The organism is Streptomyces sp. NBC_00647, assembly GCF_045207245.1.
Taxonomy (GTDB): Bacteria; Actinomycetota; Actinomycetes; order Streptomycetales; family Streptomycetaceae; genus Streptomyces.
In genome coordinates this window covers 7130650-7154406 of record NZ_CP109040.1, presented here as the reverse complement: position 1 = coordinate 7154406, position 23757 = coordinate 7130650, and the positions used below count along the sequence as shown (strand labels likewise).

Sequence of the window (23757 nt, the reverse complement as noted above, 5' to 3'; positions counted from 1 at the left end):
AGCAGGCGCGGTCGTGCCCGGTAGTCAGGTCTTGATTCGGTCACTCATCCGCGGAGGATACGCACATGACCTCCGACCCCGACTCGGTCGTGGAATCTGGGCAGGAATCGGTGGTCATCGCCAGCTTCGACGGACACCGAGACGCCGAACGCATGCTGGCATCGCTCGGGCGGGCTTTTCGAAGGAAGGCCCGCAAGGGCGGAACGACCGCTGTCGTCATCAGAGGCAACACCGACGGATCACTGAAGGTGACACAGTCTCGCGTGATGACAGCCAACGATCTCACTTACGCCCTGATGTCTGTCTCGCTCGCATGGACGGTCGGACTCATGGGACTCCGGTCGATCTTGAAGGGGGCCAAGGGCGAGGCCCACGCCGCGCACGTGCGTCAAGGACACCTACGGGCGGATGCCCACCAAGCCCACCAGATCCTCGACGAAGCCGGCAGCGACGCGGCCATCACGCTGGTCCGTTGCAAGGACCGAGAGACGCGGCACCTGGTCGTCGCAGCCGCCGCCGACCGCGCAGGACGAAGCTGGGACGGCTCGCTCCAGGACTTTCTCGGCGCCCTCGATCCCGGAAGCACTCACGACTGGGTTCGCGCCGCCCTCGGCGAGCCCCCTGGCGGTACCGAGCGAGTGGATGAAGCCGGCGATCCGTGACTCGCGTGCGGGGCCAGTGGCCCCGCACGCGGGCCAGTGGCCCCGCACGACCTCTACGCGGCCACCTGGGCCACGGCCGCACGCCCCAGGGTGAAGACCCGGGCCGCCTCCGCGATCCGGCGGCCGAGGTGCTCGGCGGTCGCGATGTCGGCCTTGTGGACGGCCTCGGGACCCTCGTCGACGTTGGTCTGGGCGGCGGCGCCGGCGAAGACGCCGAGGCGGTTGAGGTCGTGCTCGGAGCCGTCGCTGTTGTTCCAGCCGGGGTGCAGACCGAGGTTGACCCAGTTCATGCCGTGCTGCGCGGCGAGGATCTGGAAGAACTGGAGGGTGTGCAGCTTGTCGCCGCTCTTGGAACCGGAGTTGGTGAAGCCGGCGGCGAGCTTGTCCTTCCAGTCCTGCCCGAACCATCGCTTCGAGGACGCCTCGGCGAAGACATGGAAGGCACCGGACGCGGTGCCCATGTAGGTCGGCGAACCGAAGACGACGGCGTCCGAGGCGTCGAGCTGCTCCCACTGCGCGTCGGTGATCTCGTCGACCTTGATCAGGTGCACCTGGGCACCGGCCTCGAGCGCACCGGAGCGCACGGCCTCCGCGAGCACCGCGGTGTGGCCGTAGCCGGAGTGGTAGGCGATGGAGACAACAGGGGTCGTCACGGTACGTACTCCTCAAGGGACGGAAACGGGGGTAGCGACGTATGCGCTGCTCACCGGAGATACCGAAAGGAAAGCACTAACCAGAAGTTAGCGCAACCTCCCAGGTAACGCTGTGCCTGAGTATGCTGTTCGCATGGAATCCCCCGCGCAGACCACGGAGCGCGCCGCCCGCGACGAGAACACCGCGTGCGTCGGCGGCAAGGACCTCGCGTACAACGTGTTCGCCCGCAGTTGCCCCTCCCGGGGCACGCTGGAGCACGTCACCGGTCGCTGGGGCTCGCTCACACTGGGAGCGCTGTACGACGGCACGTTCCGGTTCAACGAACTGCGCCGCCGGGTCGACGGCGTCAGCGAGAAGATGCTCTCCCAGACCCTGCACGCGCTGGAGCGCGACGGTCTGGTCCACCGCGACGCACAGCCCACGAACCCGCCGCGCGTCGACTACACCCTCACGCCGCTCGGCCGCGAGGTCGCCGAGCGGCTGCGGACCCTCATCTCGTTCGTCGAGGGCCACATGGACGACGTGCTGGAGGCCCGGGGGCGCTACGACGAGACGCGCGAGGTCTAAGGAAAACGGGACTCCCGCAGCGCCCGGGGTCAGGCTCCCGGGCGGGGTGCCCGCTGGCAGCGCGGGCAGAAGTAGCTGGAGCGGTTCATCCAGGCCCGTCGGCGCATCGGCGTCCCGCAGCGGCGGCAGGGCTCGCCCTCGCGCCCGTACGCGTCGAGCGAGCGGTCGAAGTAGCCCGACTCACCGTTGACGTTGACGTACAGGCTGTCGAAACTCGTGCCGCCCGCGGAGAGCGCGTCGTTCATGACGTCGCGGACGTGGCCGAGGAGCTCGGCGGTGCGCGGCCGGGTCATGGTCCCGGCCGGGCGTTCGTAGTGCAGCTTGGAGCGCCAGAGCGCCTCGTCCGCGTAGATGTTCCCGACACCGCTGATCAGCGACTGGTCGAGCAGCGCGCGTTTGATCGTCGTACGGCGGGCCCGCAGGGCCGTGTGGAACGCGGCGTCGTCGAAGAGGGGGTCGAGCGGGTCGCGGGCGATGTGCGCGATGACGTCGGGAAGACCGTCCGGGGTGTTCTCGTGCAGGGACAGCCCGCCGAAGGTGCGCTGGTCGACGAAGCGCAGCTCGGTGCCCAGGGCGTCCTCGAAACGGACCCGGATACGCAGGTGCTTCTCCTCCGTGGCGCCCTCCGGCTGCACGAGGAGCTGGCCGCTCATACCGAGGTGCGCGAGCACGGAGTACGGGGAGTCGTCGAGCGGCAGCCACAGGTACTTGCCGCGGCGCATCGCCGCACCGATCCGCTGCCCGGCCAGCGACTTCGCGAAGCCGTCCGGTCCCGCCAAGTGCCGCCGCACGGCCCGCGGATGGCGCACCTCGACGGTCTTCACGACCCGGCCGGTGACCCAGCGCTCCAAGCCCCGCCGCACGACTTCGACCTCGGGCAACTCGGGCACGGGACTCCTCCGGAGGGGCTGGCTGAGGGGCGATGCCGGAAGGGTACATCGCTCGAAGAGGGCTCTGCGGCCGAGGAGTTCGGCCCCTCCCCGCGTTCGGTCCGGTCCCGCCCGGCGGGCGGCAACGCGCGGACCCCGCCGCGGCGCGCGTGCGCTGCGGCGGGGTCCGGTACCGCGGTACTTCGGGTGAAGGATTCAGGCCGTGGCCGTGTCGGTGGTCGGCGTCGAGGGGGTGTCGGCGGTCCCCTCGACGTCCTGAGCCGCCTGCTGGGCGGCACGAGCCGCCTGTTCGGCGGCCTGGGCCGACTTCGCGCGTTCGTCCGCGGCCGAGCGGATGGCACGCCACGCGGACTCCGCGGCCTGCTGCTCAGCCTCCTTCTTGCTGCGGCCGGTGCCGGTGCCGTACGAGACGCCTCCGACGCGGGCGGCAGCAGTAAAGGTCTTCTCGTGGTCCGGTCCGGTCTCCGAGACCAGGTACTCGGGTACTCCGAGCCCCTCGGTCGCCGTGAGTTCCTGGAGACTGGTCTTCCAGTCCAGGCCGGCACCCAGATTCGAGGACTTCTCGATCAACGGGTCGAAGAGCCGGTGGACGAGTTCGCCCGCCGCTTCCAGACCCTGGTCGAGATAGACGGCGCCGATCACCGCTTCAAGGGTGTCGGCGAGGATGGACGCCTTGTCCCGGCCTCCCGTGCCTTCCTCGCCCCGGCCGAGCCGGATGAAGGAGCCGAGTTCGAGGCCGCGGCCCACTTCCGCCAACGCACGAGAATTGACCACCGCGGCCCGCAACTTGGCCAGCTGGCCCTCGGGCAGGTCGGGGTGGGTGCGGTACAGCGTGTCCGTGACCACGAGGCCCAGTACGGAGTCCCCGAGGAACTCCAGACGCTCGTTGGTCGGCAGACCGCCGTTCTCGTACGCGTAGGAACGATGGGTCAGCGCACGCACCAGAAGGGCGGACTCGAGCTTGTAGCCGAGCCGCCCTTCCAGAAGCGTGTGGGACGAGGCTGTGTTGTCCGCCTTTTTCTTGGCGTTTGTATCCGCCTTGGCGTCAGACATCAGACCTCTCACCAGCCGCTCAGACCTCGAGGACCTGGCGCTTGTTATAGGTGCCGCAAGCCGGGCACGCGATGTGCTGCAGCTTGGGCTCGTGGCAGCGCTCGCACGCAACCAGGGTGGGGACCGCAGCCTTCCACTGCGACCGGCGGTGGCGCGTGTTGCTGCGCGACATCTTCCGCTTCGGAACAGCCACGGCTACTTCTCCTGCTTCTCGTCGGCGTGCGCTGATGGAAGCGCGCCGCCGCTCATCTCGTCCTTCTCGCCATCTTCGAGTGAACCGGCGAGTCCCTGCAGTGCCGCCCAACGGATGTCGACGGCGTCATGGTGGTGGTCCGGGTCGTCCGCGAGCCGGGCTCCGCACTGGGAGCACAGGCCGGGGCAGTCGTCCTGGCACACCGGCTGCATCGGCAGTGAAAGCACCACCGCATCACGCAGCACGGGTTCGAGGTCGAACAAGCCGTCCTCGAGAAAGAGAGTGTCCTCGTCTTCCTCGGCGTCGTCGACCGGCTCCGCCTTGGGGCGGCCCCGGTCGTCGGCGTCAGGGTACGAGAACATCTCCTGGAAATCCGCTTCGAGCACCTGCTCAAGCGGCTCCAGACACCTTACGCACTCCCCCTTGGCCGATGCACGGGCGGTGCCTGTGACAAGCACCCCTTCCATGACCGACTCCAGACGGAGTTCAAGCTCCACCGGGGCGCCTTCCGGCACTCCGATGACACCCTGGATACCGAGATCCCTCGGGGCGTCGATCGTGCGGGTCAGGCGCTGGAGCGCGCCAGGACGCCGCCCCAGCTCGTGTGTGTCGAACACGAGAGGATTGCGGTGGTCGAGGCGGGCGTTCAGAGCCATTCCTGCTTTCGATCTTCGAACTCAAGGGACGCCACCCTCGGTCTCCCTCGGGCAGCGCTGATCGCGGACGTACACGCGACCGAAGAGCCAGGATACTGGACCTTTCGCTCACGGCCCAATCCGGTGCGCGCCCCCGGTCCCGCCCGCGGATGCGCGCCCCTCCTGACCCCGTGGTCAGTGGCCGCCGCGCCCCTGCTCGTACGCCCTCAGCTGCTCCGCGCTGATCATGCTGGTGTCGAAGAGGCTGGTCTCGTCGAGCGACTGCGCCTGCTGGTCCATGGCGTGGGCCTGCTGCTGGGCGTAGGCCTGCTGCTGGTTCTGGTCGTACGCCGGCTGCTGGTCGTAACCCTGCTGCTGATAGGCGGCGTACGGGTCGGCCTGCTGGTAGCCGTACGGGTCGGCCTGCTGCTGGGCGTACTGCTGCTGATAGCCGTACGGATCGGCCTGCTGCTGGTAGGCGTACGCCTCCTGCTGCTGCCCGTAGGACGGCTGAGGGGCCGCCTCCGGGGTCTGGGCGGGCTGCTCCGGGGTGTCTGAGAGCTCCGCGAGGCCGGCCAGGTAGTCGGAGTCGCTGGTGTGCATGCCGGGCGTTCCGTCGTCCCCGAACGCGCTCAGGTCGCCGAGGTCGTCGCTGGCGATCCGGCCGTGCAGCTTCTGCCGGCCGCGGCCGACGGCCTCCAGGGTCTTGGCGAGCACGGCCTCGAAGGCGCCGAGCTTGACGTCGACGTATTCGTCGGCGTTGCGGCGCAGGGTCTCCGGGTCGTGGCTGCGCTCGGGGGCGTCCTCGTCCTCGTACCCCTGCTCGTCGACGCCGGGGCCGGTGCCGAGGAGCTTCTCGCGGCCGCGGCCGACGGAGCCGAGGGTCTTGGTGAGGACGACCTCGAAGTTGGCGAGCTTGGAGTCGACGTAGTCGTCGGCCTCCGCACGGATCTCCTCGGCCTCCTGGCGGGACTCGGCGAGGATGCGGTCCGCCTCGTTCTGCGAGCGGCGGGCGACCTCGGTGTCGGAGATCAGGGAGCCGCGCTCGGCATGCGCGGTCTCGATGATCCGCTCGGCCTCCTGACGGGCCTGCTCGACCATCTGCTCGCGGCCGCCGATCAGCTCCTGCGCCTGGGCCAGGGATCCGGGCAGCGCCTGGCGCACCTCTTCCAGCATCGAGAGCAGCTCGGCGCGGTTGACCACGCACGAGGCCGACATGGGCATGGAACGGGCACCGCCGACCGTAGCGACGATCTCGTCGAGCTTCTTCTGCACGTCCACCGTGTGCTCGCCACTCTCTACAGCTGTGATGGAGACGGACGGGTCGACTGTACGACCACTCCTGCCCCGCCCGACACCGGGTGACGGGCTGTCAGGGGCTCAGTCCTGGCCCAGCCGCTCCTTGAGCGACTCCAGTACCACCGGCGGCACCAGGTGGGAGATGTCGCCGCCCCAGTTCGCGACTTCCTTCACCAGGGACGAGGAGAGGAAGCTGTAGGTGGGGCTGGTCGGGATGAACAGGGTCTCGACACCCGAGAGGCCGTTGTTCATCTGAGCCATCTGGAGTTCGTAGTCGAAGTCGCTGACCGCGCGCAGACCCTTGACGATGGCCGGGATGTCCCGCTGCTTGCAGTAGTCGACGAGGAGGCCGTGGTAGGCCTCGACCTGGACATTGCCGAACTCGGCCGTGACCTCGCGGATCAGCTCGATCCGCTCGTCGACCGTGAACAGGCCCTTCTTCGACTGATTGATCATCACCACGACGTGCACGACGTCGTACAGCCGGGAGGCGCGGGCGATGATGTCGAGATGTCCATTGGTGATGGGGTCGAATGACCCCGGACAGACGGCGCGGCGCAACAGTGGTCCCTCGCTCTCCGGTCCGGTCATCGTGCGTCTTCGCACGTTGAGGCGGCGCGACCGTACCAAAACGTGCCCTCGCCGTAACGACGGGCCCTGACGGCCTCGAAACCGTCCGGCCAGCCGAATTCACCGCCTCTGGTGCTGCGCTCCACGGTGACGAGCGCATCGTCCGCGAGCCAGCCCCCGGTCCGGAGTGTGAGCAGAATCTCGCGAAGATCGTCGTCCGAGACGGCGTACGGAGGGTCCAGGAAGGCCAGGTCGTACGGTGTCTGGGGCGCCGCCGTCCGGACGATCTGCTCCGCTTTGCCCGATCTGACCTCGGCGCCCGGCAGGCCGAGCGACTTCACGTTGTCGCGGATGACCTTGGCCGCGCGGGCGTCCGCCTCGACGAGCAGAGTGTGTCCGGCGCCGCGGCTGAGCGCCTCCAGACCGACGGCGCCCGAGCCGGCGTAGAGGTCGAGCACGCGCTCGCCCTCCAGCGGGCCGCCGAGCAGGGACTGCCAGGTGGAGAAAAGGCCCTCGCGCGCCCGGTCGGAGGTGGGGCGGGTGCCGGTGCCCGGCGGGACGGCCAGACGGCGTCCACCGGCGCGGCCGGCGATCACGCGGGTCATGAGGGTCCTTTGCGCTGGGGGTGTGTCGGTTCCTCCCAGTCTCTCAGCCGCCGGCCGGGCTCCGCCGCTCAGCCCTTGTCCAGGTACTGCTCGCGTTCCTCGTCCAGGAGGGCGTCCAGGGCGGTGCGCAGACCGGGGAAGCCCTCGAGGTCCGGGTCCGCGGCGACGACCGTGGTGGCCTCCTCGCGGGCCTCCGCGATGATCTCCTCGTCGTCGATGACGGCGAGCATGCGCAGGGAGGAGCGGACACCGGACTGGGCCTGGCCGAGGACATCGCCCTCGCGGCGCTGTTCGAGGTCGATGCGGGAGAGCTCGAAGCCGTCCAGGGTCGAGGCCACCGCGGTCAGCCGCTGGCGGGCCGGGCTCGCCTCGGGCATCTCGGAGACCAGGAGGCAGAGCCCGGCGGCGGAACCACGGCCGACGCGGCCGCGCAGCTGGTGGAGCTGGGAGACGCCGAACCGGTCGGCGTCCATGATCACCATGGCGGTGGCGTTCGGGACGTTCACCCCGACCTCGATCACGGTCGTCGCGACCAGGACCTGTGTCTCGCCCGCGGCGAAACGGCGCATGACGGCGTCCTTGTCGTCCGGATGCATGCGGCCGTGCAGGACTTCGATCTTGAGCCCCTGCAGAGGGCCCTTGGCGAGCTGGGCGGCGACGTCGAGGACGGCCAGCGGCGGGCGCTTCTCGGCCTCGTCCTCGGGGGACTTCTTCTTGCCGCCCTTCTTCGGGTCGTCGTCCTCGTCACCGATGCGGGGACAGACGACGTACGCCTGATGGCCGTTCTCCACTTCCTCACGCACGCGCTCCCACGCGCGCGTGAGGAAGTGCGGTTTGTCGGCGGCCGGGACGACATGGCTGGCGATCGGGGAGCGCCCGGCGGGGAGCTGGTCGAGTACGGAGGTCTCCAGGTCGCCGAAGACCGTCATCGCGACCGTGCGCGGGATGGGCGTGGCGGTCATCACCAGGAGGTGCGGAGGCTGCTTGCCCTTGCCCCGCAGGGCGTCGCGCTGCTCGACACCGAAGCGGTGCTGCTCGTCGACCACGACCAGGCCCAGGTCGTGGAACTGCACCTTGTCCTCGATCAGCGCGTGCGTGCCGATCACGATCCCTGCCTCGCCGGTGACCAGGTCGAGCAGCGCCTGGCGTCGGCCCGCCGCCCCCATGGAGCCGGTGAGCAGCACGACCTTCGTCGAGTGCTCGGCCCCGCCGAGCATGCCGCCCTCGGCCAGCTCGCCCATCATCTCGGTGACCGACCGGTGGTGCTGCTGGGCGAGCACTTCGGTGGGCGCGAGCATCGCGGCCTGCCCGCCCGCGTCGACCACGGCGAGCATGGCGCGCAGGGCGACCATCGTCTTGCCCGAACCCACTTCCCCCTGGAGCAGCCGGTGCATCGGGTGTTCGGTGGCGAGGCCGTCGAAGATCTCCTTGGAGACCTTCCGCTGGCCCTCGGTGAGGGTGAAGGGGAGCTTGGCGTCGAAGGCGGTGAGCAGGCCGTCCGGTGCGGGGACGCGGGCGACGGCGGGGAGCTGGGCGTCGGCGTGGCGGCGGCGGGCCAGGGCGACCTGGAGGACGAAGGCCTCGTCCCACTTGAGGCGGGCGCGGGCGTCGTGGATGTCCGCCTTGGTGTGCGGACGGTGGATCTTGAGGAGGGCCTCGGGGAGCGTGACCAGGCCGCGGCCGTCCCGCAGCGAGTCCGGGAGGGGGTCGACCGCCTCCTGGGCATTCGGCAGCACGGTCTGCACGGACTTGGCGATCTTCCAGGACTCCAGCTTGGCGGTGGCCGGGTAGATCGGGATGAGGGCGCCCGCCCAGCTGTCGACGCTCTCCACCGCCTCGTCGCCCTCGCCGCGCAGCAGTTCGTACGCCGGGTGCGCCAGCTGGAGGCGGCGGTTGAAGACGGAGACCTTGCCGGAGAACATCGCGCGGGTACCGGGCAGCAGGTCCTTGTGGGGCTTGTGCACGCCGTTCCCGAAGAAGACCAGCTGGAGGCGGCCGCTGCCGTCCGTGATCGTGACTTCGAGGCGCTGGCCCTTGCCGCGGGGCGCCTTGGACGAGGCGAACGTGTGCAGGCGCGCGTCGGCGACCTGGGCGACCACGGTCACGTGCTCGTCCATCGGCAGGTCGGCGAGGTGGGTGAGCTGCCCGCGCTCCTCGTATCTGCGGGGATAGTGGTGCAGCAGGTCGCCGACGGTGTGCAGGCCGAGGTGCTCGGCCATCACCTTCGCGGTGGCGGGACCGAGCGCCTTCTTCAGTGGTTCTTCGAGCACGGGCACGAGATCCATTGCACACCACAGCACTGACATTGCCGTATACGTCCTGGAAATCCGCTGGTCAGACGGCTCGTTCCGGGCCTAGGATGACGCGCTCCGGCCCTCATCGCGGTCACCGTCCCCCGGGACCGCCCGACCCCGCGCCGTCGCACGTCCCCCCACCCACCGGCGCAGCGACGATGGACTCCCAGACCTCACAGCCGTCCCAGGCATCCCCGTCACCTCATACGTTCCAGGTCGACCTGCGCGGTCTGGTGGACCTGCTCTCCCATCACCTCTACTCCAGTCCCAAGGTCTATCTGCGCGAACTGCTGCAGAACGCCGTCGACGCGATCACCGCGCGGCGCGCCGAGCAGCCGGACGCCCCTGCCACGGTGCGCCTGTACGCCGAGGGCGGCGCCCTGCGCGTGGAGGACTCCGGCGTCGGGCTCGCCGAGTCCGACGTGCACAGCCTGCTGGCCACGATCGGCCGCAGTTCCAAGCGGAACGACGGCCTGGAGTCGGTGCGTTCGGACTTCCTCGGCCAGTTCGGCATCGGGTTGCTGGCGTGTTTCGTCGTCGCCGAGCGCATCCGGGTCGTCAGCCGCAGCGCGCGGACGCCCGACGCGGCGCCCGTCGAGTGGACGGCCGCCGACGACGGCTCGTACACCGTGCGCACCCTGCCGCACGAGGCGCGCGCCGAACCCGGCACCACCGTGCACCTGGTGGCGCGCGCCGGAGCCGGCGAGTGGCTGAGCGAGGAGCGGGTCCGGTCGCTTGCGCGTGACTTCGGCGCGCTGCTGCCGTACGACGTACGGGTCGGCGACGAGCCGATCGCGGACCTTCCCGCGCCCTGGGACCGGCCCTATCCGAGCCCGATGACCCGAAGGGTCGCCCTGGCCCGGCACTGCCACGACCTGTTCGGCTTCACTCCGCTGGACTCGATCGACCTGGACGTGCCGCTCGCTGGCGTCCGGGGCGTGGCCTACGTCCTGCCGTCGGCGGTCAGTCCCGCCCAGCGCGCGAGCCACCGCGTGCACCTGAAGGGCATGCTGCTCACCGAGCGGGCCGAACAGCTGCTGCCCGACTGGGCGTTCTTCGTGCGGTGCGTCCTCGACACGGACAGCCTGCGGCCCACCGCGTCCCGCGAGTCGCTGTACGAGGACGAGACCCTCGCCGCCGTACGGGAGGCGCTGGGCGAGCGCATCCGGTCGTGGCTGACGGGGCTCGCGGCGGGCGATCCGGAGCGGCTGGCCGCGTTCCTGTCGGTGCACCACCTGGGCGTGAAGTCGCTGGCGCGGCACGACGCGGAGATGCTGCGCACGATGCTGCCGTGGCTGCCCTTCGAGACGACCGACGGACGGCTGTCCCTGGAGGAGTTCGCGCAGCGGCACCCGGTGGTGCACTTCACGCGGACCGTGGAGGAGTACCGGCAGGTCGCGCCGATCGCCTCCGCCCAGGGCGTCGGGGTCGTCAACGGCGGTTACACGTACGACAGCGAGCTGATCGAGGCGTTGCCTGCCGTGCGCCCGGGGACGGTCGTCTCGGAGCTGGACGCGGACACCGTGACGGCTCACCTGGACACCGTGGACCCGGCCGAGGAGCTGGCCCTGTCGGCCTTCCTGGGGGCCGCGCGGGCCCGGCTCGACCCGCTGAACTGCGATGTGGTCCTGCGCGCCTTCCACCCCTTGTCGGTGCCCGCCCTGCATCTGGACGACCGGGCGGCCCGCCACGAGCAGGCACGCGCGGAGGCCGAGGAGCAGGCGGACGACCTGTGGGCGGGCATTCTCGGCTCGCTGCGCGGCAGCACCCCTCGCGCGCGGCTGGTCCTCAACCATCTCAACCCGCTGATCCGCAGGATCAGTTCCCTCAGTGATCCGGACCTGATCGGCACCGCCACCGAGTCCCTCTACGGACAGGCCCTGCTGATGGCCCAGCGTCCGCTGCGGCCCGCGGACTCGGCGCTCCTCAACCGCGCCTTCATCGGCCTCCTGGAGTGGGCCACCCACCCCGACCCCGGAAAGGACGACCGCCGATGAACCCGGCCATGGACTTCGACACGCTGCGCCGGGCGATGGCGGACAACTACGAGCAGCCGGAGGGGCCGGGCCGCAACGCGCGCGCGGAGCAGCTGCTCGTGGAGGCGGAGAAGCTGAACATCCCGCTCGCCGTCATCGAGGCGCTCGGGCACCAGCTGAAGGTCTACAACTACAGCTCCGAGAAGGGGAAGATGTTCGTCCCCTTCGCTCGGCTGCTGCGCATGTGGGACGAGCGGCCCGAGGACTTCGACGAGTTCGAGATCCACTCCCTGCACTGGGTCTTCAAGTGGATGTCGGCGGGCATGCTCGACCAGCCGCACGTTCCGCTCGCCTCCATAGAGAAGTGGCTCGGCGAGATGGAGCACCGCTACCGTCTGGCCGGCCACTCCGAACGGGCCGTGCGCAGCGCCGAGTTCAGTGTCGCCGCCCACCTGGGCGATGTGGAGCGCGCCGAGCGCGCGTACGCCGCCTGGCTGGCCGCGGACCGCGACTCCATGGCCGACTGCCACGCGTGCGAGCTGCACGGGCAGGGGTGGTGGCGTGCGGTGCGCGGCGCGGACCCGGAGGCACTGGAGCTGTGGGCGCCGGTCCTGGAGGGCGAGTACACGTGCGCCCACGAGCCGCACACCGTCCTCGCGTCCTCCCTGCTGCCGCTGCTGCGCCTGGGGCGCGCCGACGAGGCGCGCGCCCACCATCTGCGGGGTTTCCGGCTGGTGCGCGCGATGGAGAGCATGCGCGGCGCGTACGCGGACCATGTGGAGTTCTGCGCCCTCACCGGCAACGAGGCACGCGCCCTGGAACTGCTAGCGGAGCGCCCGGCCTACTTCACGGACTCCGGGGACCCGCGCAGCAAGCTGGACTTCATGGCGGTCGTGGCGCTCACGATGGACCGCCTGACCGCCCTCGGGCTCGGCGAGCGGACGGTTCCCGGGCCCATCGGTCGCGGGTGGACCGCTGGAGAACTCGCCGTGCACGCGCGTGGGGAGGCGCTCGCGCTGGCCGAGCGGTTCGACGCCCGCAACGGCACGTCGTATGTCAGCGAGCGCGCCCGTGCGCGCATGGATCATCCGCCGCTCGTCGACCGGCTGCCCCTGGGTGTGCGCTCGTCGCGCCCCCAAGGCACCGCGCGTCACGCACCGTCGACGGCTGCGGCGCCCCTGTCGCAGGCGGGCGCCGAGGCGGCCGGGGCCGCCGGGCCGGGCCTGTCCGAGCTGCTCGTCGAGGCCCGCGGGCTCTCGGCGCGCCGGAGCCCGGACGCGGTGGAGGCGTGGGCGGCGGTCTCGCGCGCCTCCGAGGGCCACGAGCTGGACGTCCGCGACCGTGCGGAGATCGCCGATCACGCGGCGATGGGACGCGGGCCGGGGGGCGTCGACCTGTTCCACCGGGCAGCCGAGCTGTACGCCGAGGCGGGCGACCCCGGCGAGGCGCTGGCGGCCCGTACCCGCGCCGCGTACGTCCACGCGCTGTCCGGAGGGGCCGCGGGGGCCCTGGACACCGTCGCGGAGCTGCGCGAGCGGGTGCTGGTCCTCTTCGCGGAGGGCGCGACGGAGGTGTCGCAGACGGCGTCCGTCCTGGTGGGACGGGCGCGGACGCTGATGCACCGGGTGGACGAGCTGGAGGCCGGCGCCGAGGGCGAGCCCCTCTCGGGCAGCGGCACCGCCACCGACTCGGAGGGCGACGTCATGGTCGCCGCGGAGGAGGCCGCGCGGGAGCTGCTGGCGCTCGCGGAGCCGCATGCCGGGGACGATGTGGCACTGGCCTCGCGGGCCGCCGAGGCGTACGCGATGCTCGGGGAGCTCGCGGCGCGCGCCGACGACGCCGAGGCGGCCGCCGAACTGCTCTCGCGCGCCGTCGAGGGGTTCGTGGCGGCGGGGCTGCCGTGGTTCGCCGTCGAGTACGACTCCCGGCTCGCCGGGATCGCGATGCACCTCGGCGACCTGGAGGCGGCGGAGCGGTCGGCGCGCGCGGCGCTGGAGCACGGAGGTTCCTACCTGGAGCCGACCGGCCATGCCCAGTTGCATCTCCGGCTCGCCGAGATCCTCGCCGCGACCGGACGGTTCGGCCCCGCCTCGGAACACGCCCTGGAGTCCGCGCACTGGGCCGACGAAGCGGGCGAGGCCGCCACGCTCGGGGCCTGGGCCCGTCACCAGCTCGGTGGTTTCCTGCTCCGCCGGGGGCGATGGGCGGAGGCCGCCGAGATCCTGGAGTCGGCGCTGCCCGATCTGACCGGCGACATGCACGGCGACGGCGCGATCGTGCAGACGCGCTGGTGGCTCGGCGACTGCCTCACCGAGCTCGGCGAACACCGCGAGGCGGCCGAGCACTGGCTGCGCGCCGCGGACATCGCCCGGCACTGGCCCGAGCAGCGCGACCACGCGATGCTGGCGCACCTCGCGGCCGAGGCCCTCGGGCACGCCGGACTGACCGCCCAGGCGGATCAGGCGTACGCCCGTGCGGGCGACCTCTGGCGCGAGCTGGGCAACGTCCACGGCCTGGTCCGGGCGCTCCGGGCCCGCGCGTGGGCCGCGGCCCGGCTGGACGGGGGTCTCGACGGGGCGCGGGAGCTGATGGGAGCGGCGGTCCTGGAGTGCGAGTCGGCGGTGAAGGCCCGGGCGTCGGCCGCGGGCTCACCGGACGGCCCGCCCGAGGACGGGGACGAAGCCGGGAGCGGAACCGGGCCGGGGATCGGGGACGAGCACGGACACGGGCGCGAGGCCGGGGACGAGGACACGCGTCGCCGTATCGTCGCCGAACTCGGGCACACCTACCGCCAGTTCGGGGATCTGGTGGCCCGATCCGTGCCGGACGACGCGGAGGAGGCCGCCGCGCGGGACGCGTTCGAGGAGGCCCTCGGGCACGTCACCCGGGCGATCCCCGTGTTCGACTCCCTCGGGGACGCCCTGCTCGACGCCCGGACGGGTGCCGAGCTGGCGGCCGGCCGACTGGAGGCCGACCTGGGACGGCACGAGGCCGCGGCGACGCGTGCACGAGCTGTCCTCGCCGTGTGCGCACGGCTTGACGGGGAGACCGCCAAGGCGCGGCGGACCGAGGCCGAGCGGATGCTGGAGCTCATGGAGAGGGCCGACAAGGCCTGAGCGGTGCGGGGGCGCCGGGTCTGCGCGCCCCCGCCATCAGAGTGCGCGGCGCGGAGGTCCCGGCAGCGCCGGAATCCACATCGCCGCCCCGGCCGACCAGGTCCGCGGGTTTCCACCGTCACGGACCTCGCCCCAGGTCTCACGACCGACCGGCGACGGAGAGCCCGGCCGCGCCGAAATCCATCCGGAATCCACATCGCCGCCCCGGCCGACCAGGTCCGCGGGTTTCCACCGTCACGGACCTCGCCCCAGGTCTCACGACCGACCGGCGACGGAGAGCCCGGCCGCGCCCGAAATCCATGTCGTCGGCCCTGCCGCCCGTGTCCGCGCCGTTCCGGGATCGCGGACCTCGGGCCAGGACTACGGTGGACCGGCGGTGGAAGTTCCGGCGGCGTCGGTGTCCTCGTCGCCGCCGCGGATCGCCTCGGCGGCGCGGCGCAGTTCCTCGAGCACCGTCCGCACGGCCTTCCGTGCCACGCGTTCGGGGCGGTGGAGCACGTCGATGCGCCGTACGGCGTGGACCCCGCTGAGGGGTCTGAGGACCAGGGCGGGATGGGGGCGCGTGGTCCAGCGGGGCATCAGGGCGAGCCCGCCCCCCGCGGCGACCGTCTCCGCGACGACCGCGAATTCGTTGATGCGGTGGACGATGTCGAGCCGCCGGTTCGCGGCGGTCGCGATGGCGTCGATGGTGGCCATCAGCGGGAAGCCGTCGTGCACGGTGATCCAGGGCCGGCCCGCGACATCACGCGGGGTCAGGCGCTCGTGCCGGGCCAGCGGGTGGTCGGCGGGCAGGGCGACGTCGAGCGGTTCGCGCAGCAGCGTGGTGGCGGTGACGGTCCGCGGCCAGGGCGGTGCCTGCGCGAGGTGATGGGCGAGTACGAGGTCGTAGTCCCGCGTCAGCCGGGGGAAGTGGTCCTGCGCGACGTCCTCGTCGGCGAGCAGGAGCCGCGGGTCCCCAGGGCCCCGGCCGCGCAGCAGGACCGGGAAGAACGTGGAGGCCGCGCTGTGGAAGGCCGCCACCGACACGTCTCCGGCCGGCTCGTCGACGAACTCGTCGACCGTGTGCCGTGCCCGGGCGAGGGCGGTCTCCACCTCGATCGCCGCACCGGCCAGCGCCCGCCCGGCGTCGGTCAGCGCCAGCCGCCGTCCGTCGCGTTCGGTGAGCGGGACGGGGATCGACCGCTGCAGCAGCCGGAGTTGCTGCGAGATCGCCGAGGGTGTCATCAGCAGCGCCTCCGCCACGGCGGTGACACTTCCCAGCTCACCGAGTTCCCGCAAGATCCGCAGTTGCCGCTCGTTCACCCGGTCATTGTAGTGATGCTTAAAAGCTGTTGAAGAACTTCGCTCTGGGCTTCATGGTCGATGTGGGGAAGCGTGTGGGGCGTGTCCCGAGTCCGCAGCACTGACGCAGTGCTCCTCCTTGTCGCCGCCGTCTGGGGTTCCAGCTACCTGGCCGCGAAGACCGCCACTTCGGCGCTCCCCGTCCTGCTCGTCCTGTTCGCGCGGTACGGCATCTCGGCCGTCGCCTGCCTCGCCCTCGTCGCCGCCCGTCGCCGAACCCGGCGCTTCACCCGCGACGAGCTCGGTGTGGGGGCGGTGCTGGGCGTCACGCAGGCAGCCGTCCTGGTGCTGGAGACCTACGGTGTCGCGCACACCAGCGCGGCGAACGCGGGCCTGATCATCAGCCTCACCGTCGTCATCACCCCTCTGCTGGACCGCACGGCCGGCGGGAGGGGGCTGCCCCCGCGCTACTTCGCCGCCACCGGCCTGTGTCTCCTCGCCGTCGGGCTCCTGATGTCCGGCAGCGGCTTCCACTCGCCCCGGATCGGTGACCTGCTGATGCTCGCCGCCGCACTGGTCCGCGCGGCCCACGTCGCCCTCGTGGGACGGCTCACCGCCCGTCGCTCCGTACGGCCCTTGCACGTCACGACGGTGCAGACGGTCGTCGGCACCGTCCTGTTCGCGGTGCCCGTCGCCGGCACCCTGCCGGCACCGGGCGGGATCGACGCGGCGGGCTGGGCGCAACTCGTCTATCTCGCGCTGTTCTGCAGCGTGTTCGCCTTCCTCGCCCAGACCTGGGCGGTGCAGCGCGGTTCCGCCAGCCGGGCCAGTCTGCTGCTGGGCACCGAACCGGTCTGGGCCGTCGCGGTCGGCATCGGCCTGGGCGGCGAACACCTCACGTTCCTCACCGCTCTCGGTGCCGGGCTCATGGTCGCCGGAACGTACTGGGGGCAGGCCGTCGAACGCGCCCACCGGACCGCCGGGACCAAGGAGATCCCCCACCGGACCCCGGCTCCCGCGAGCGTCTGATCAGCCCGCTCGACGTGTCGTGGTCATCCGGCCGGAGACCTGCTCCGGTCACCGGCCGCCTGGCGGCGTCCCGCGGCCGCTACTCGACCCCGATCAGCAGCAGCGCGCCCTGGCGCCCGCCCCGGTACACCACGGTGTCCACCGCCAGGTACGACTCCCGTACGCGGGATTCGAGGTGCGCGGCGATGGTGTCGGGGGCCTCGTCGCCGAGGACGAGCGTGACCATCTCGCCACCGGCGGCGAGCATGCGGTCGAGGACGGTCTCGGCCGTGGTGGTCAGGTCGGCGCCGATGACGGCGACGTCGCCGTCGATGAGGCCGAGGACGTCCCCGGCCTGGCAGATGCCGGCCATGGTCCAGGACTGCCGCTCGGCGACGGCGACCTCGGCATAGCGCGTGGCGCCCGCCGCCGAGGTCATCGCGACGACATCCTCGTCGAAGCGGCGCTCCGGTTCGTGCACGGCCAGCGCCGCGATGCCCTGCACGGCGGAGCGGGTCGGGATCAGCGCGACCCGGACACCCTCGGCGCGGGCCTGTTCGGCGGCCGCCGCGGCGGTGTGCCGCAGGTCGGCGTCGTTGGGCAGCAGCACCACCTCACGCGCGTGGGCACGCCGTACGGCCTCCACGAGCTCCCCGCTGGCGGGCGGCTCCCCCGGCCGCGCCAGCACGGTGGTCGCCCCGGCCTCCGTGTACAGCCCCGCCAGGCCCTCGCCGGGCACGACGGCCACGACGGCGCGCTGCGCCCGCTCCCGGGGCAGACGCCCGTCCCCGGCTCCGGTGTGGACGTCACCGAGCCCGAAGTGGGTGATCCGGATGCGGTACGGCCGCCCCGCCTCGACCCCCGCCTCGACGGCGGCGCCCGCGTCGTCCACGTGCACATGGACGTTCCACAGTCCGTCGCCGCCGACCACGACGAGGGAGTCGCCGAGTCCGTCGAGCCGCTCCCGCAGCCGGTCCACGGCGGCGTCCTCGGCCTCCAGGAGATAGATCACCTCGAAGGCGGGATGGCCGTCCTCCGCCGCCCCGTCCGCACAGGCGTCCGCCCCGTCGTCGGTGGCCGCATCCCGCTCGTCGGCCCCGTGCACACGCGAACCGGGACTCCCACCCGTCGCCGCCTCGGGGGCTCCGAGGGCTCCGGAACGGGCGTCCCGGATGTCGGCGGTTCCGGCACCGGGGATGCCCGCCGTGCCGACCACTCCCTTGCCCCCGGCAACGGTCTCCTGCCCGCGGCCGTGGGTCCTCGGCGCCTCCCCCGTGAACGTCTCCACCAGCGCCGCGAGCACCGCCACGAGTCCCCGCCCGCCCGCGTCGACCACACCGGCGCGCTCCAGGACGGCGAGCTGCCCGGTGGTCGCGGTGAGCGCCGCGCACGCTCCCTCGTAGGCCACGAGCGCGACCGCGCCGCAGTCCCCCTCGGCGTCGGAAGCCGCGTCGGCGGCGGCCGAGGCGACGGTGAGGACCGTGCCCTCGACGGGGTGCGCGACGGCCGTTCGCGCGGAGTCGGCGGCGTTCCGCAGGGCGAGGCGCATGCCCCGGCCGTCGGTGTGAGCGGTCTCGCTGTCGGCGGCGAGGACCTGTGCCATGCCGCGCAGCAGCTGCGCGAGGATGGTTCCGGAGTTGCCCCGGGCCCCGATCAGCGCTCCGTGCGCCATCGCCCGCGCGGCATCGGCCAGAGAGGGCCGTCCGGCCGCCGCCACGGACGTCCCGTCCCGGCCCACCGCCTCGTACCCGGCGAAGACCGCCTCGACCGCCGCCGCCGCGGACTCCACCGTCAGATACAGATTCGTCCCGGTGTCCCCGTCGGCGACCGGATAGACATTGATCGCGTCGATCTCCTCGCGCGCGCGGCCCAGGGCCTCCAGCGCGAGCCCGCACCAGGTGCGCACCGCGAGAGCATCGAATGTCTGCGGTACCTGCGGCACCTGCGCCTCCTTGAGCTGCCGGACGTGGGACGCAGCGTAGACCCAGAAAGGGTTACTGCCGGTAGGGGTCCCTGAGGAGGGCGGAATGCGAGCCCGGCCGGACATGGTAGTTTCGTTCTCCGGACGCAGTCGTTGTATGCTGCTCCAGTTGCCCGATCCGATCGGGCCATCCCCCTGGCACCGCCACTCAGATCCTAGATCTTGATTCTCGGCATGCCGGGATCAACCGTAAGTGCATCTGAAGTCTTTGGAGTGACCCGTGGCTGCCAACTGCGACGTCTGCGGCAAGGGGCCGGGCTTCGGCAACAACATCTCGCACTCGCACCGCCGTACACCGCGTCGCTGGAACCCCAACATCCAGCGCGTCCGTACCGTGGTGGGCGGGACGCCGAAGCGCGTGAACGCTTGCACCTCGTGCATCAAGGCCGGCAAGGTCACGCGCTGACAACCGCTAGCGCGCGGCCACTGCTGGTTCGTTTGCACTGAGCCCGTCCACCTCACGGTGGGCGGGTTTTTTGCTGCCCTCACGCGCCGCCGTCATCCGCCGCGCCTCTCCCCCTGGCAGGGGCGTTCCGCCGGCTGCCAGAATCTGCCCAATGCGCTTCGGCATCCTGGGCCCCCTCGACATCCGTACCGAGGACGGCTGCCCGCTGGACCCCGGCGGTCCGCGGCCCCGTGCCCTGCTGAGCCTGCTCCTCCTCCACGCGGGGCGGACGGTCTCCACGGAGCGCCTGACCGACGGTCTGTACGGTTCCGAGCCGCCGGCCGGAGCCGCCAACGCCCTCCAGTCCCAGATCTCCCGGCTGCGCAAACGGCTCGGCACCCCTCCGGAGATCGAGGCCACCCCGACCGGTTACCGCATCGACGTCTCCCCCGACTCCGTGGACGCCCACCGCTTCGAGCGCCTGGCCCGCGACGGGCGCACCGCCCTCACAGCCGGCGATCACCCGGTCGCGGCGGACCTGCTCCGGGAGGCGCTCGCCCTCTGGCGGGGCCCGGCCCTCACCGATCTCCCCGACGCGCACGCCCAGGTCGCCCGGCTCGACGAACTGCGGCTCACCGCGTTCCTGGACCGCGTCGACGCCGACCTCGCGCTCGGCGGCGGCCCGGAGCTCGTACCCGAGCTGCGCGAGAGGATCACGTCACATCCACTGAGCGAGCGGCTCTACGGACAGCTGATGCGGGCCCTGCACGCCGGCGGGCGGCCCGCCGAGGCGCTCACGGTGTACGAGGAGGCCCGGCGCACCCTCGCCGACGAGCTCGGCACCGACCCCTCGCCCGAATTGTCCGCACTCCACCTGGAGTTGCTCCACGGCGCGGAGCCGGCCCGGCGGCGCGTGCCGGCCCAGCTCACCCGGTTCATCGGCCGCGACACGGAACTCCGGCGGGTCCGGACTCTCGTCGCGGAGTTCCGCCTGGTGACGCTCACCGGACCGGGCGGAGCCGGAAAGACCCGCCTCGCGATCGAGGCGGCGAGCACCGGCACGTACGCGGACGTCTGTGTCGTCGAGCTGGCCGACCTCACCGACGGCTCCCGGATCCCGTACGCCGTCCTCACCGCACTCGGCGTCCGCGAGGGATTCCGTACGCCGGCGAACGACACCACGCTGCGGCTCCTCGCGGCGCTGGAGGACCGTGAGCTGCTGCTGGTGCTGGACAACTGCGAGCACCTGGTCGAGGAGGCGGCCCGGGTGGCCTCCCTGCTGCTCGGCGCGTGCCCCGGCGTACGGATCCTCGCGACCGGCCGGGAGTCGCTGGGGATCACGGGAGAGGTGCTGTGCCCGGTGCCGCCGCTGCCCCCGGAGGCGGCGGAGCGGCTGTTCCTCGACCGGGCGGCGGCCGTGCGGCCCGGCTTCGAGGGGCACGCGCGCGTCGCCGGTATCTGTGCCGCGCTCGACGGGCTGCCGCTGGCCGTCGAACTGGCCGCGGCCCGGCTGCGCACCCTCACCCCCGACGAACTCGCCGACCGTCTCGGCGACCGCTTCCGCGTGCTCTCGCGGGGCGACCGGACCAAGGCGCCCCGGCATCGCACGCTGCGGGCGGTCGTGGAGTGGAGCTGGGACCTGCTGGACGACGAGGAACGGCAGCTGGCCCGGCGGCTGACGGTGTTCTCCGGGGGCGCCACCCTCGCGGCGGTGGAGGCCGTGTGCGCCGTGCCGTATCCCGAGGACCTGCTGGCCTCCCTGGTGGAGAAGTCACTGCTGGAGTCCGGAGACGGGCGCTACCGGATGCTGGAGACCATCCGCGCGTTCGCCGCCGAGCACCTGGTGAGCGCCGGGGAGGAGGACCGGCTGCGGGACGCGCACGCCGGGTACTTCCTCGGCCTGGCCGAAGAGGCGGAACCGCGTCTGCGGGACGGCGGACAGCTCCCCTGGCTGGACCGGCTGAGCGCGGAGCTCCGAAACCTGGACGCGGCCCTGCGCCATCTCGTCCGCACCGACCCGCGACGGGCGCTGCTCCTCATGGCCGCCCTGTCCTGGTTCTGGCGTCTGCGCGGGCTGCACGGCGCGCAGGTGCCGCTCGCTCACGCGCTGCTGGCGGCCCTCGGCGACTCTCCTCCGCGGGGGCTGACGGAGGAGTACGTCCTGTGCCTGATCAACACCGTCTCCGGCGACGGCGAGGATCCCGGCGCGCGGGAGCGCCTGGACCGAGCCGCCGTCCTGTCCGGCACCCTGGCCGGGCCTCTGCGCCTGCCCTTCGCCCTCGTGCTGTGGTCCGTCGCGGACGGGCCGCGCCGCGTCACCGGTGACCAGGTGCGCCGCCAGGTCGGCGACGCGCCCTGGGGGCTGGCCCTGCTGGAGCTCGGCGACGGCCTCCAGAAGATGTTCGCCGGACGGCCCGAGGCGGCCGAGGCGGCGTTCGCCCGGGGGGTGACCGGATTCCGGGCCACCGGGTGCCGCTGGGGCCTGGCCAACTGCCTCGACTGGCTGGCCCTGCTGGCCGACGTGCGCGGCGAGCACCGGCGTGCCCTGGGGCTGATCGACGAGGCCCTGACCTACGTACGGGCGCTGGCGGCTTCGGAGGAGACCGGCGACCTGTTGCAGCGCCGGGCGACCGTCCTGCTGCGTCTCGGGGACCTCGAAGGGGCGGCCGCGCACTACACACACGCCGCCTCCCTGGCCCGTACGGCAGGCGCGGCGGACAAGGTCGCGGCCGCCCGTCGCGGCCTCGGCGACACGGCCAGGCTCCGCGGGGAGACGGCACACGCGCGCGTGCACTACGAAAGCGCCCTGGAGGCGTGCGCGGGGAACTGGTTCAGCGTCGGCGAGTCCGTGCGGATCCTCATCGGGCTGGGCCGCACCGCCCTCGCCGAGGGGCGTGCGGGCGAGGCCCGTGACCGGTTCGCCCAGGCAGGCACCCTCGCCCACGAGGTGCACGGGGGGCTCGAACTCGCGGACGTCGCCGAGGCGTCGGCCGCCGTCGCCGGGTCTCCCGCGCGGGCGGCCGTCCTGCTCGGCGCGGCCGTCGCCCTGCGGGGCTGCGCGGCCGACGGCGACCCCGAGATCGTCCGTACGAGGGAGGGCGTACGAGAGCAGCTCTCCCCGGAGGCGTACGACAAGGCCTTCCGGGAGGGACGGAGGCTCGGGGCGGCGGCGGTCAGCGAACGGTAGGGGCACGGTCAGCGCCGGGGGCGAAGGTCCGGCCATGACGAAGAACCCGAAGGACACCCCCACCGGCAGGCTCGCCCACCTTCACGTCCTGATCTCCGGCGCCAGCATCGCCGGACCCGCCCTCGCCCTCGGTCTCGCCCGGTACGGCGCCCGTGTCACCGTCGTGGAGAAGGCACCCGATCTGCGTGAGGGCGGGTTCGCGGTCGACTTCCGTGGCCATGTGCACCGGACCGTGCTGACCTCGATGGGCATCTGGGACGAGATCCACGCCCGGCAGACCCGCATGGGCGGGCAGACCGTCGTCGACGCGGACGGCACCCCGCGGGTCGCCCTGCCGGCGGAGATGATGAGCGGTGACGTGGAGATCCTGCGCGGCGATCTGGCCCGGATCATGTACGAGCGCACCGCGGACCGCGTCGAGTACGTCTTCGGTGACTCGATCGCCACGCTCGAGGAGTCCCCCGAGGGCGTCGACGTGACCTTCGAGCACGGCGCGCCCCGCCGCTTCGACCTCGTCGTGGGCGCCGACGGACTGCACTCCCTCACCCGGCGTCTGGTGTTCGGCGACGAGTCCCGCCACCTGCGCTTCCTGGACCACTACGTGGCGGGGTTCGGCGTCCCGAACGACCTGGGCCTGGACCGTGCCGGCCGTCTGTACAGCGAGCCGGGCCGGGCGGTCGCCATCGGCAACTACGACGGCGATCCGGACCGTGCGGGCGCGCTGCTCGTCTTCCGGTCCGAGAAGCTGGAGTTCGACCGGCGTGACGTGGTCGCGCAGAAGCGGATCCTGGCCGAGCGGTTCGCCGGGATGGGCTGGGAGGCCCCGCGTGTCCTCAAGGCCCTGGAGGAGACCGACGCCCTGTACTTCGACGCCATCGCCCAGATCCACGTCGACCGGCTCGTCCGGGGGCGGGTGGCGCTGCTCGGGGACGCCGGGTACGGCGCCACCATGGGCGGCATGGGGACCGGCGTCGCGATCGTCGCGGCCCACGTCCTGGCCGGTGAACTGGCGCTGGCGGACGGCGACCACCGCACCGCGTTCGCCGAGTACGAGACACGGATCCGGGACTTCGCCAAGGGCTGCCAGAAGATCTCCGGGAACGCGGGCCCCTTCTTCGCACCGGCGACCGAGCGCAGGATCCGCAGCCGCGACCTCGTGTACCGGCTGCTGAGCTCACGGCTGCTCGCGGGCTTCTTCAAGAAGCTCACCGAGAAGGCCGCGACCGGCATCGAGCTGCGGGACTATCCGCGTCCGTGAGCCACGGACCCGGGCGTGGTCCTTCGCGGGCCGGGCCCCACCCGTGTGGGCCCGGCGGCAGCGGACAACTCGGCCACTGTCCGGTGGAGTTCCGCCGCGAACGGTCCACCGGGCCGAATGATGCCGCCCTTTCGCCCCCCGAG

Annotated in this window: 19 protein-coding genes; 8 read left to right on the top strand and 11 right to left on the bottom strand. The window is 72.2% G+C overall.

All coding sequences use genetic code 11. From position 1 onward, the window contains the following. Window positions 1–65: 65 nt before the first annotated feature. The gene (locus OG788_RS31605; RefSeq protein ID WP_406374649.1) at window positions 66–662 is read left to right on the top strand and encodes a hypothetical protein; all 597 of its coding nucleotides are present in this window, start codon (window positions 66–68) and stop codon (window positions 660–662) included. A gap of 53 nt (window positions 663–715) precedes the next feature. Here OG788_RS31605 and OG788_RS31600 read toward each other — a convergent pair whose 3' ends face one another. Beyond that, window positions 716–1315 (bottom strand): flavodoxin family protein, encoded by a 600-nt coding sequence (locus OG788_RS31600; protein WP_351545004.1) that lies wholly within the window; start codon window positions 1313–1315, stop codon window positions 716–718. Window positions 1316–1448: 133 nt separating this feature from the next. Between OG788_RS31600 and OG788_RS31595 the strand changes: the two genes are divergently transcribed. Next, window positions 1449–1883, top strand: coding sequence for a helix-turn-helix domain-containing protein (locus OG788_RS31595; protein ID WP_351545007.1), 435 nt, complete (start codon window positions 1449–1451; stop codon window positions 1881–1883). Window positions 1884–1912: 29 nt separating this feature from the next. Here OG788_RS31595 and mutM read toward each other — a convergent pair whose 3' ends face one another. The 8 genes from mutM to recG all read right to left on the bottom strand — a co-directional run bounded on the left by mutM (window position 1913) and on the right by recG (window position 9413). After that, window positions 1913–2773 (bottom strand): bifunctional DNA-formamidopyrimidine glycosylase/DNA-(apurinic or apyrimidinic site) lyase, encoded by an 861-nt coding sequence (gene mutM, locus OG788_RS31590; protein ID WP_356751572.1) that lies wholly within the window; start codon window positions 2771–2773, stop codon window positions 1913–1915. A gap of 195 nt (window positions 2774–2968) precedes the next feature. Then, a complete protein-coding gene (gene rnc, locus OG788_RS31585) occupies window positions 2969–3826 on the bottom strand; it encodes a ribonuclease III (RefSeq protein WP_266763163.1) in 858 nt (285 codons plus the stop codon). A gap of 19 nt (window positions 3827–3845) precedes the next feature. After that, window positions 3846–4019 (bottom strand): 50S ribosomal protein L32, encoded by a 174-nt coding sequence (gene rpmF, locus OG788_RS31580; RefSeq protein ID WP_006139588.1) that lies wholly within the window; start codon window positions 4017–4019, stop codon window positions 3846–3848. Window positions 4020–4021: 2 nt separating this feature from the next. Beyond that, window positions 4022–4675 (bottom strand): DUF177 domain-containing protein, encoded by a 654-nt coding sequence (locus OG788_RS31575; protein WP_356751576.1) that lies wholly within the window; start codon window positions 4673–4675, stop codon window positions 4022–4024. A gap of 174 nt (window positions 4676–4849) precedes the next feature. Then, window positions 4850–5935 (bottom strand): ATP synthase F0 subunit B, encoded by a 1086-nt coding sequence (locus OG788_RS31570; RefSeq protein ID WP_406374648.1) that lies wholly within the window; start codon window positions 5933–5935, stop codon window positions 4850–4852. A 99-nt stretch (window positions 5936–6034) separates the two neighbouring features. After that, a complete protein-coding gene (gene coaD, locus OG788_RS31565) occupies window positions 6035–6514 on the bottom strand; it encodes a pantetheine-phosphate adenylyltransferase (protein WP_351545121.1) in 480 nt (159 codons plus the stop codon). A 26-nt stretch (window positions 6515–6540) separates the two neighbouring features. Continuing rightward, window positions 6541–7167, bottom strand: a complete 627-nt coding sequence (gene rsmD / locus OG788_RS31560; RefSeq protein ID WP_356751724.1) for a 16S rRNA (guanine(966)-N(2))-methyltransferase RsmD — start codon at window positions 7165–7167, stop codon at window positions 6541–6543. Between the two features lie 29 nt (window positions 7168–7196). After that, window positions 7197–9413 carry an ATP-dependent DNA helicase RecG gene (gene recG / locus OG788_RS31555; protein WP_406374647.1) on the bottom strand — a complete coding sequence of 739 codons (2217 nt, stop codon included), beginning with the start codon at window positions 9411–9413 and terminating at the stop codon, window positions 7197–7199. Window positions 9414–9580: 167 nt separating this feature from the next. Between recG and OG788_RS31550 the strand changes: the two genes are divergently transcribed. Beyond that, window positions 9581–11419: an HSP90 family protein gene (locus OG788_RS31550; RefSeq protein WP_406374646.1), complete on the top strand. Its 1839-nt coding sequence runs from the start codon at window positions 9581–9583 to the stop codon at window positions 11417–11419. Continuing rightward, window positions 11416–14514 carry a tetratricopeptide repeat protein gene (locus tag OG788_RS31545; protein ID WP_406374645.1) on the top strand — a complete coding sequence of 1033 codons (3099 nt, stop codon included), beginning with the start codon at window positions 11416–11418 and terminating at the stop codon, window positions 14512–14514. Before OG788_RS31550 ends, OG788_RS31545 begins: the two co-directional genes overlap by 4 nt. Before the next feature lie 360 nt (window positions 14515–14874). On the opposite strand, the gene OG788_RS31540 is transcribed toward OG788_RS31545, so the two are convergent. Continuing rightward, window positions 14875–15816, bottom strand: coding sequence for a LysR family transcriptional regulator (locus OG788_RS31540; RefSeq protein ID WP_351545030.1), 942 nt, complete (start codon window positions 15814–15816; stop codon window positions 14875–14877). Window positions 15817–15897: 81 nt separating this feature from the next. Here OG788_RS31540 and OG788_RS31535 point away from each other — a divergent pair, with 81 nt between their 5' ends. Next, window positions 15898–16824: a DMT family transporter gene (locus tag OG788_RS31535; protein ID WP_406374644.1), complete on the top strand. Its 927-nt coding sequence runs from the start codon at window positions 15898–15900 to the stop codon at window positions 16822–16824. A 79-nt stretch (window positions 16825–16903) separates the two neighbouring features. On the opposite strand, the gene OG788_RS31530 is transcribed toward OG788_RS31535, so the two are convergent. After that, on the bottom strand, window positions 16904–18745 hold the full coding sequence (locus OG788_RS31530) for a DAK2 domain-containing protein (RefSeq protein ID WP_406374643.1): 1842 nt from the start codon (window positions 18743–18745) through the stop codon (window positions 16904–16906). A 259-nt stretch (window positions 18746–19004) separates the two neighbouring features. Here OG788_RS31530 and rpmB point away from each other — a divergent pair, with 259 nt between their 5' ends. The 3 genes from rpmB (at window position 19005) to OG788_RS31515 (ending at window position 23614) form a co-directional block, all read left to right on the top strand. Further along, window positions 19005–19190 carry a 50S ribosomal protein L28 gene (gene rpmB, locus OG788_RS31525; protein ID WP_037625034.1) on the top strand — a complete coding sequence of 62 codons (186 nt, stop codon included), beginning with the start codon at window positions 19005–19007 and terminating at the stop codon, window positions 19188–19190. Window positions 19191–19341: 151 nt separating this feature from the next. Continuing rightward, complete coding sequence (locus tag OG788_RS31520; RefSeq protein ID WP_406374642.1) at window positions 19342–22356, top strand: BTAD domain-containing putative transcriptional regulator; 3015 nt, start codon at window positions 19342–19344, stop codon at window positions 22354–22356. A gap of 34 nt (window positions 22357–22390) precedes the next feature. Then, window positions 22391–23614, top strand: coding sequence for an FAD-dependent monooxygenase (locus OG788_RS31515; RefSeq protein WP_406374641.1), 1224 nt, complete (start codon window positions 22391–22393; stop codon window positions 23612–23614). Window positions 23615–23757: the final 143 nt, after the last annotated feature.

Coding starts and splice junctions, on each gene's coding strand:
- OG788_RS31520 (WP_406374642.1), top strand. CDS start 19,342: ATGCGCTTCGGCATCCTGGGCCCCCTCGACATCCGTACCGAGGACGGC.
- OG788_RS31545 (WP_406374645.1), top strand. CDS start 11,416: ATGAACCCGGCCATGGACTTCGACACGCTGCGCCGGGCGATGGCGGAC.
- OG788_RS31550 (WP_406374646.1), top strand. CDS start 9,581: ATGGACTCCCAGACCTCACAGCCGTCCCAGGCATCCCCGTCACCTCAT.
- rnc (WP_266763163.1), bottom strand. CDS start 3,826: ATGTCTGACGCCAAGGCGGATACAAACGCCAAGAAAAAGGCGGACAAC.
- OG788_RS31515 (WP_406374641.1), top strand. CDS start 22,391: ATGACGAAGAACCCGAAGGACACCCCCACCGGCAGGCTCGCCCACCTT.
- OG788_RS31575 (WP_356751576.1), bottom strand. CDS start 4,675: ATGGCTCTGAACGCCCGCCTCGACCACCGCAATCCTCTCGTGTTCGAC.
- OG788_RS31595 (WP_351545007.1), top strand. CDS start 1,449: ATGGAATCCCCCGCGCAGACCACGGAGCGCGCCGCCCGCGACGAGAAC.
- OG788_RS31605 (WP_406374649.1), top strand. CDS start 66: ATGACCTCCGACCCCGACTCGGTCGTGGAATCTGGGCAGGAATCGGTG.
- recG (WP_406374647.1), bottom strand. CDS start 9,413: ATGGATCTCGTGCCCGTGCTCGAAGAACCACTGAAGAAGGCGCTCGGT.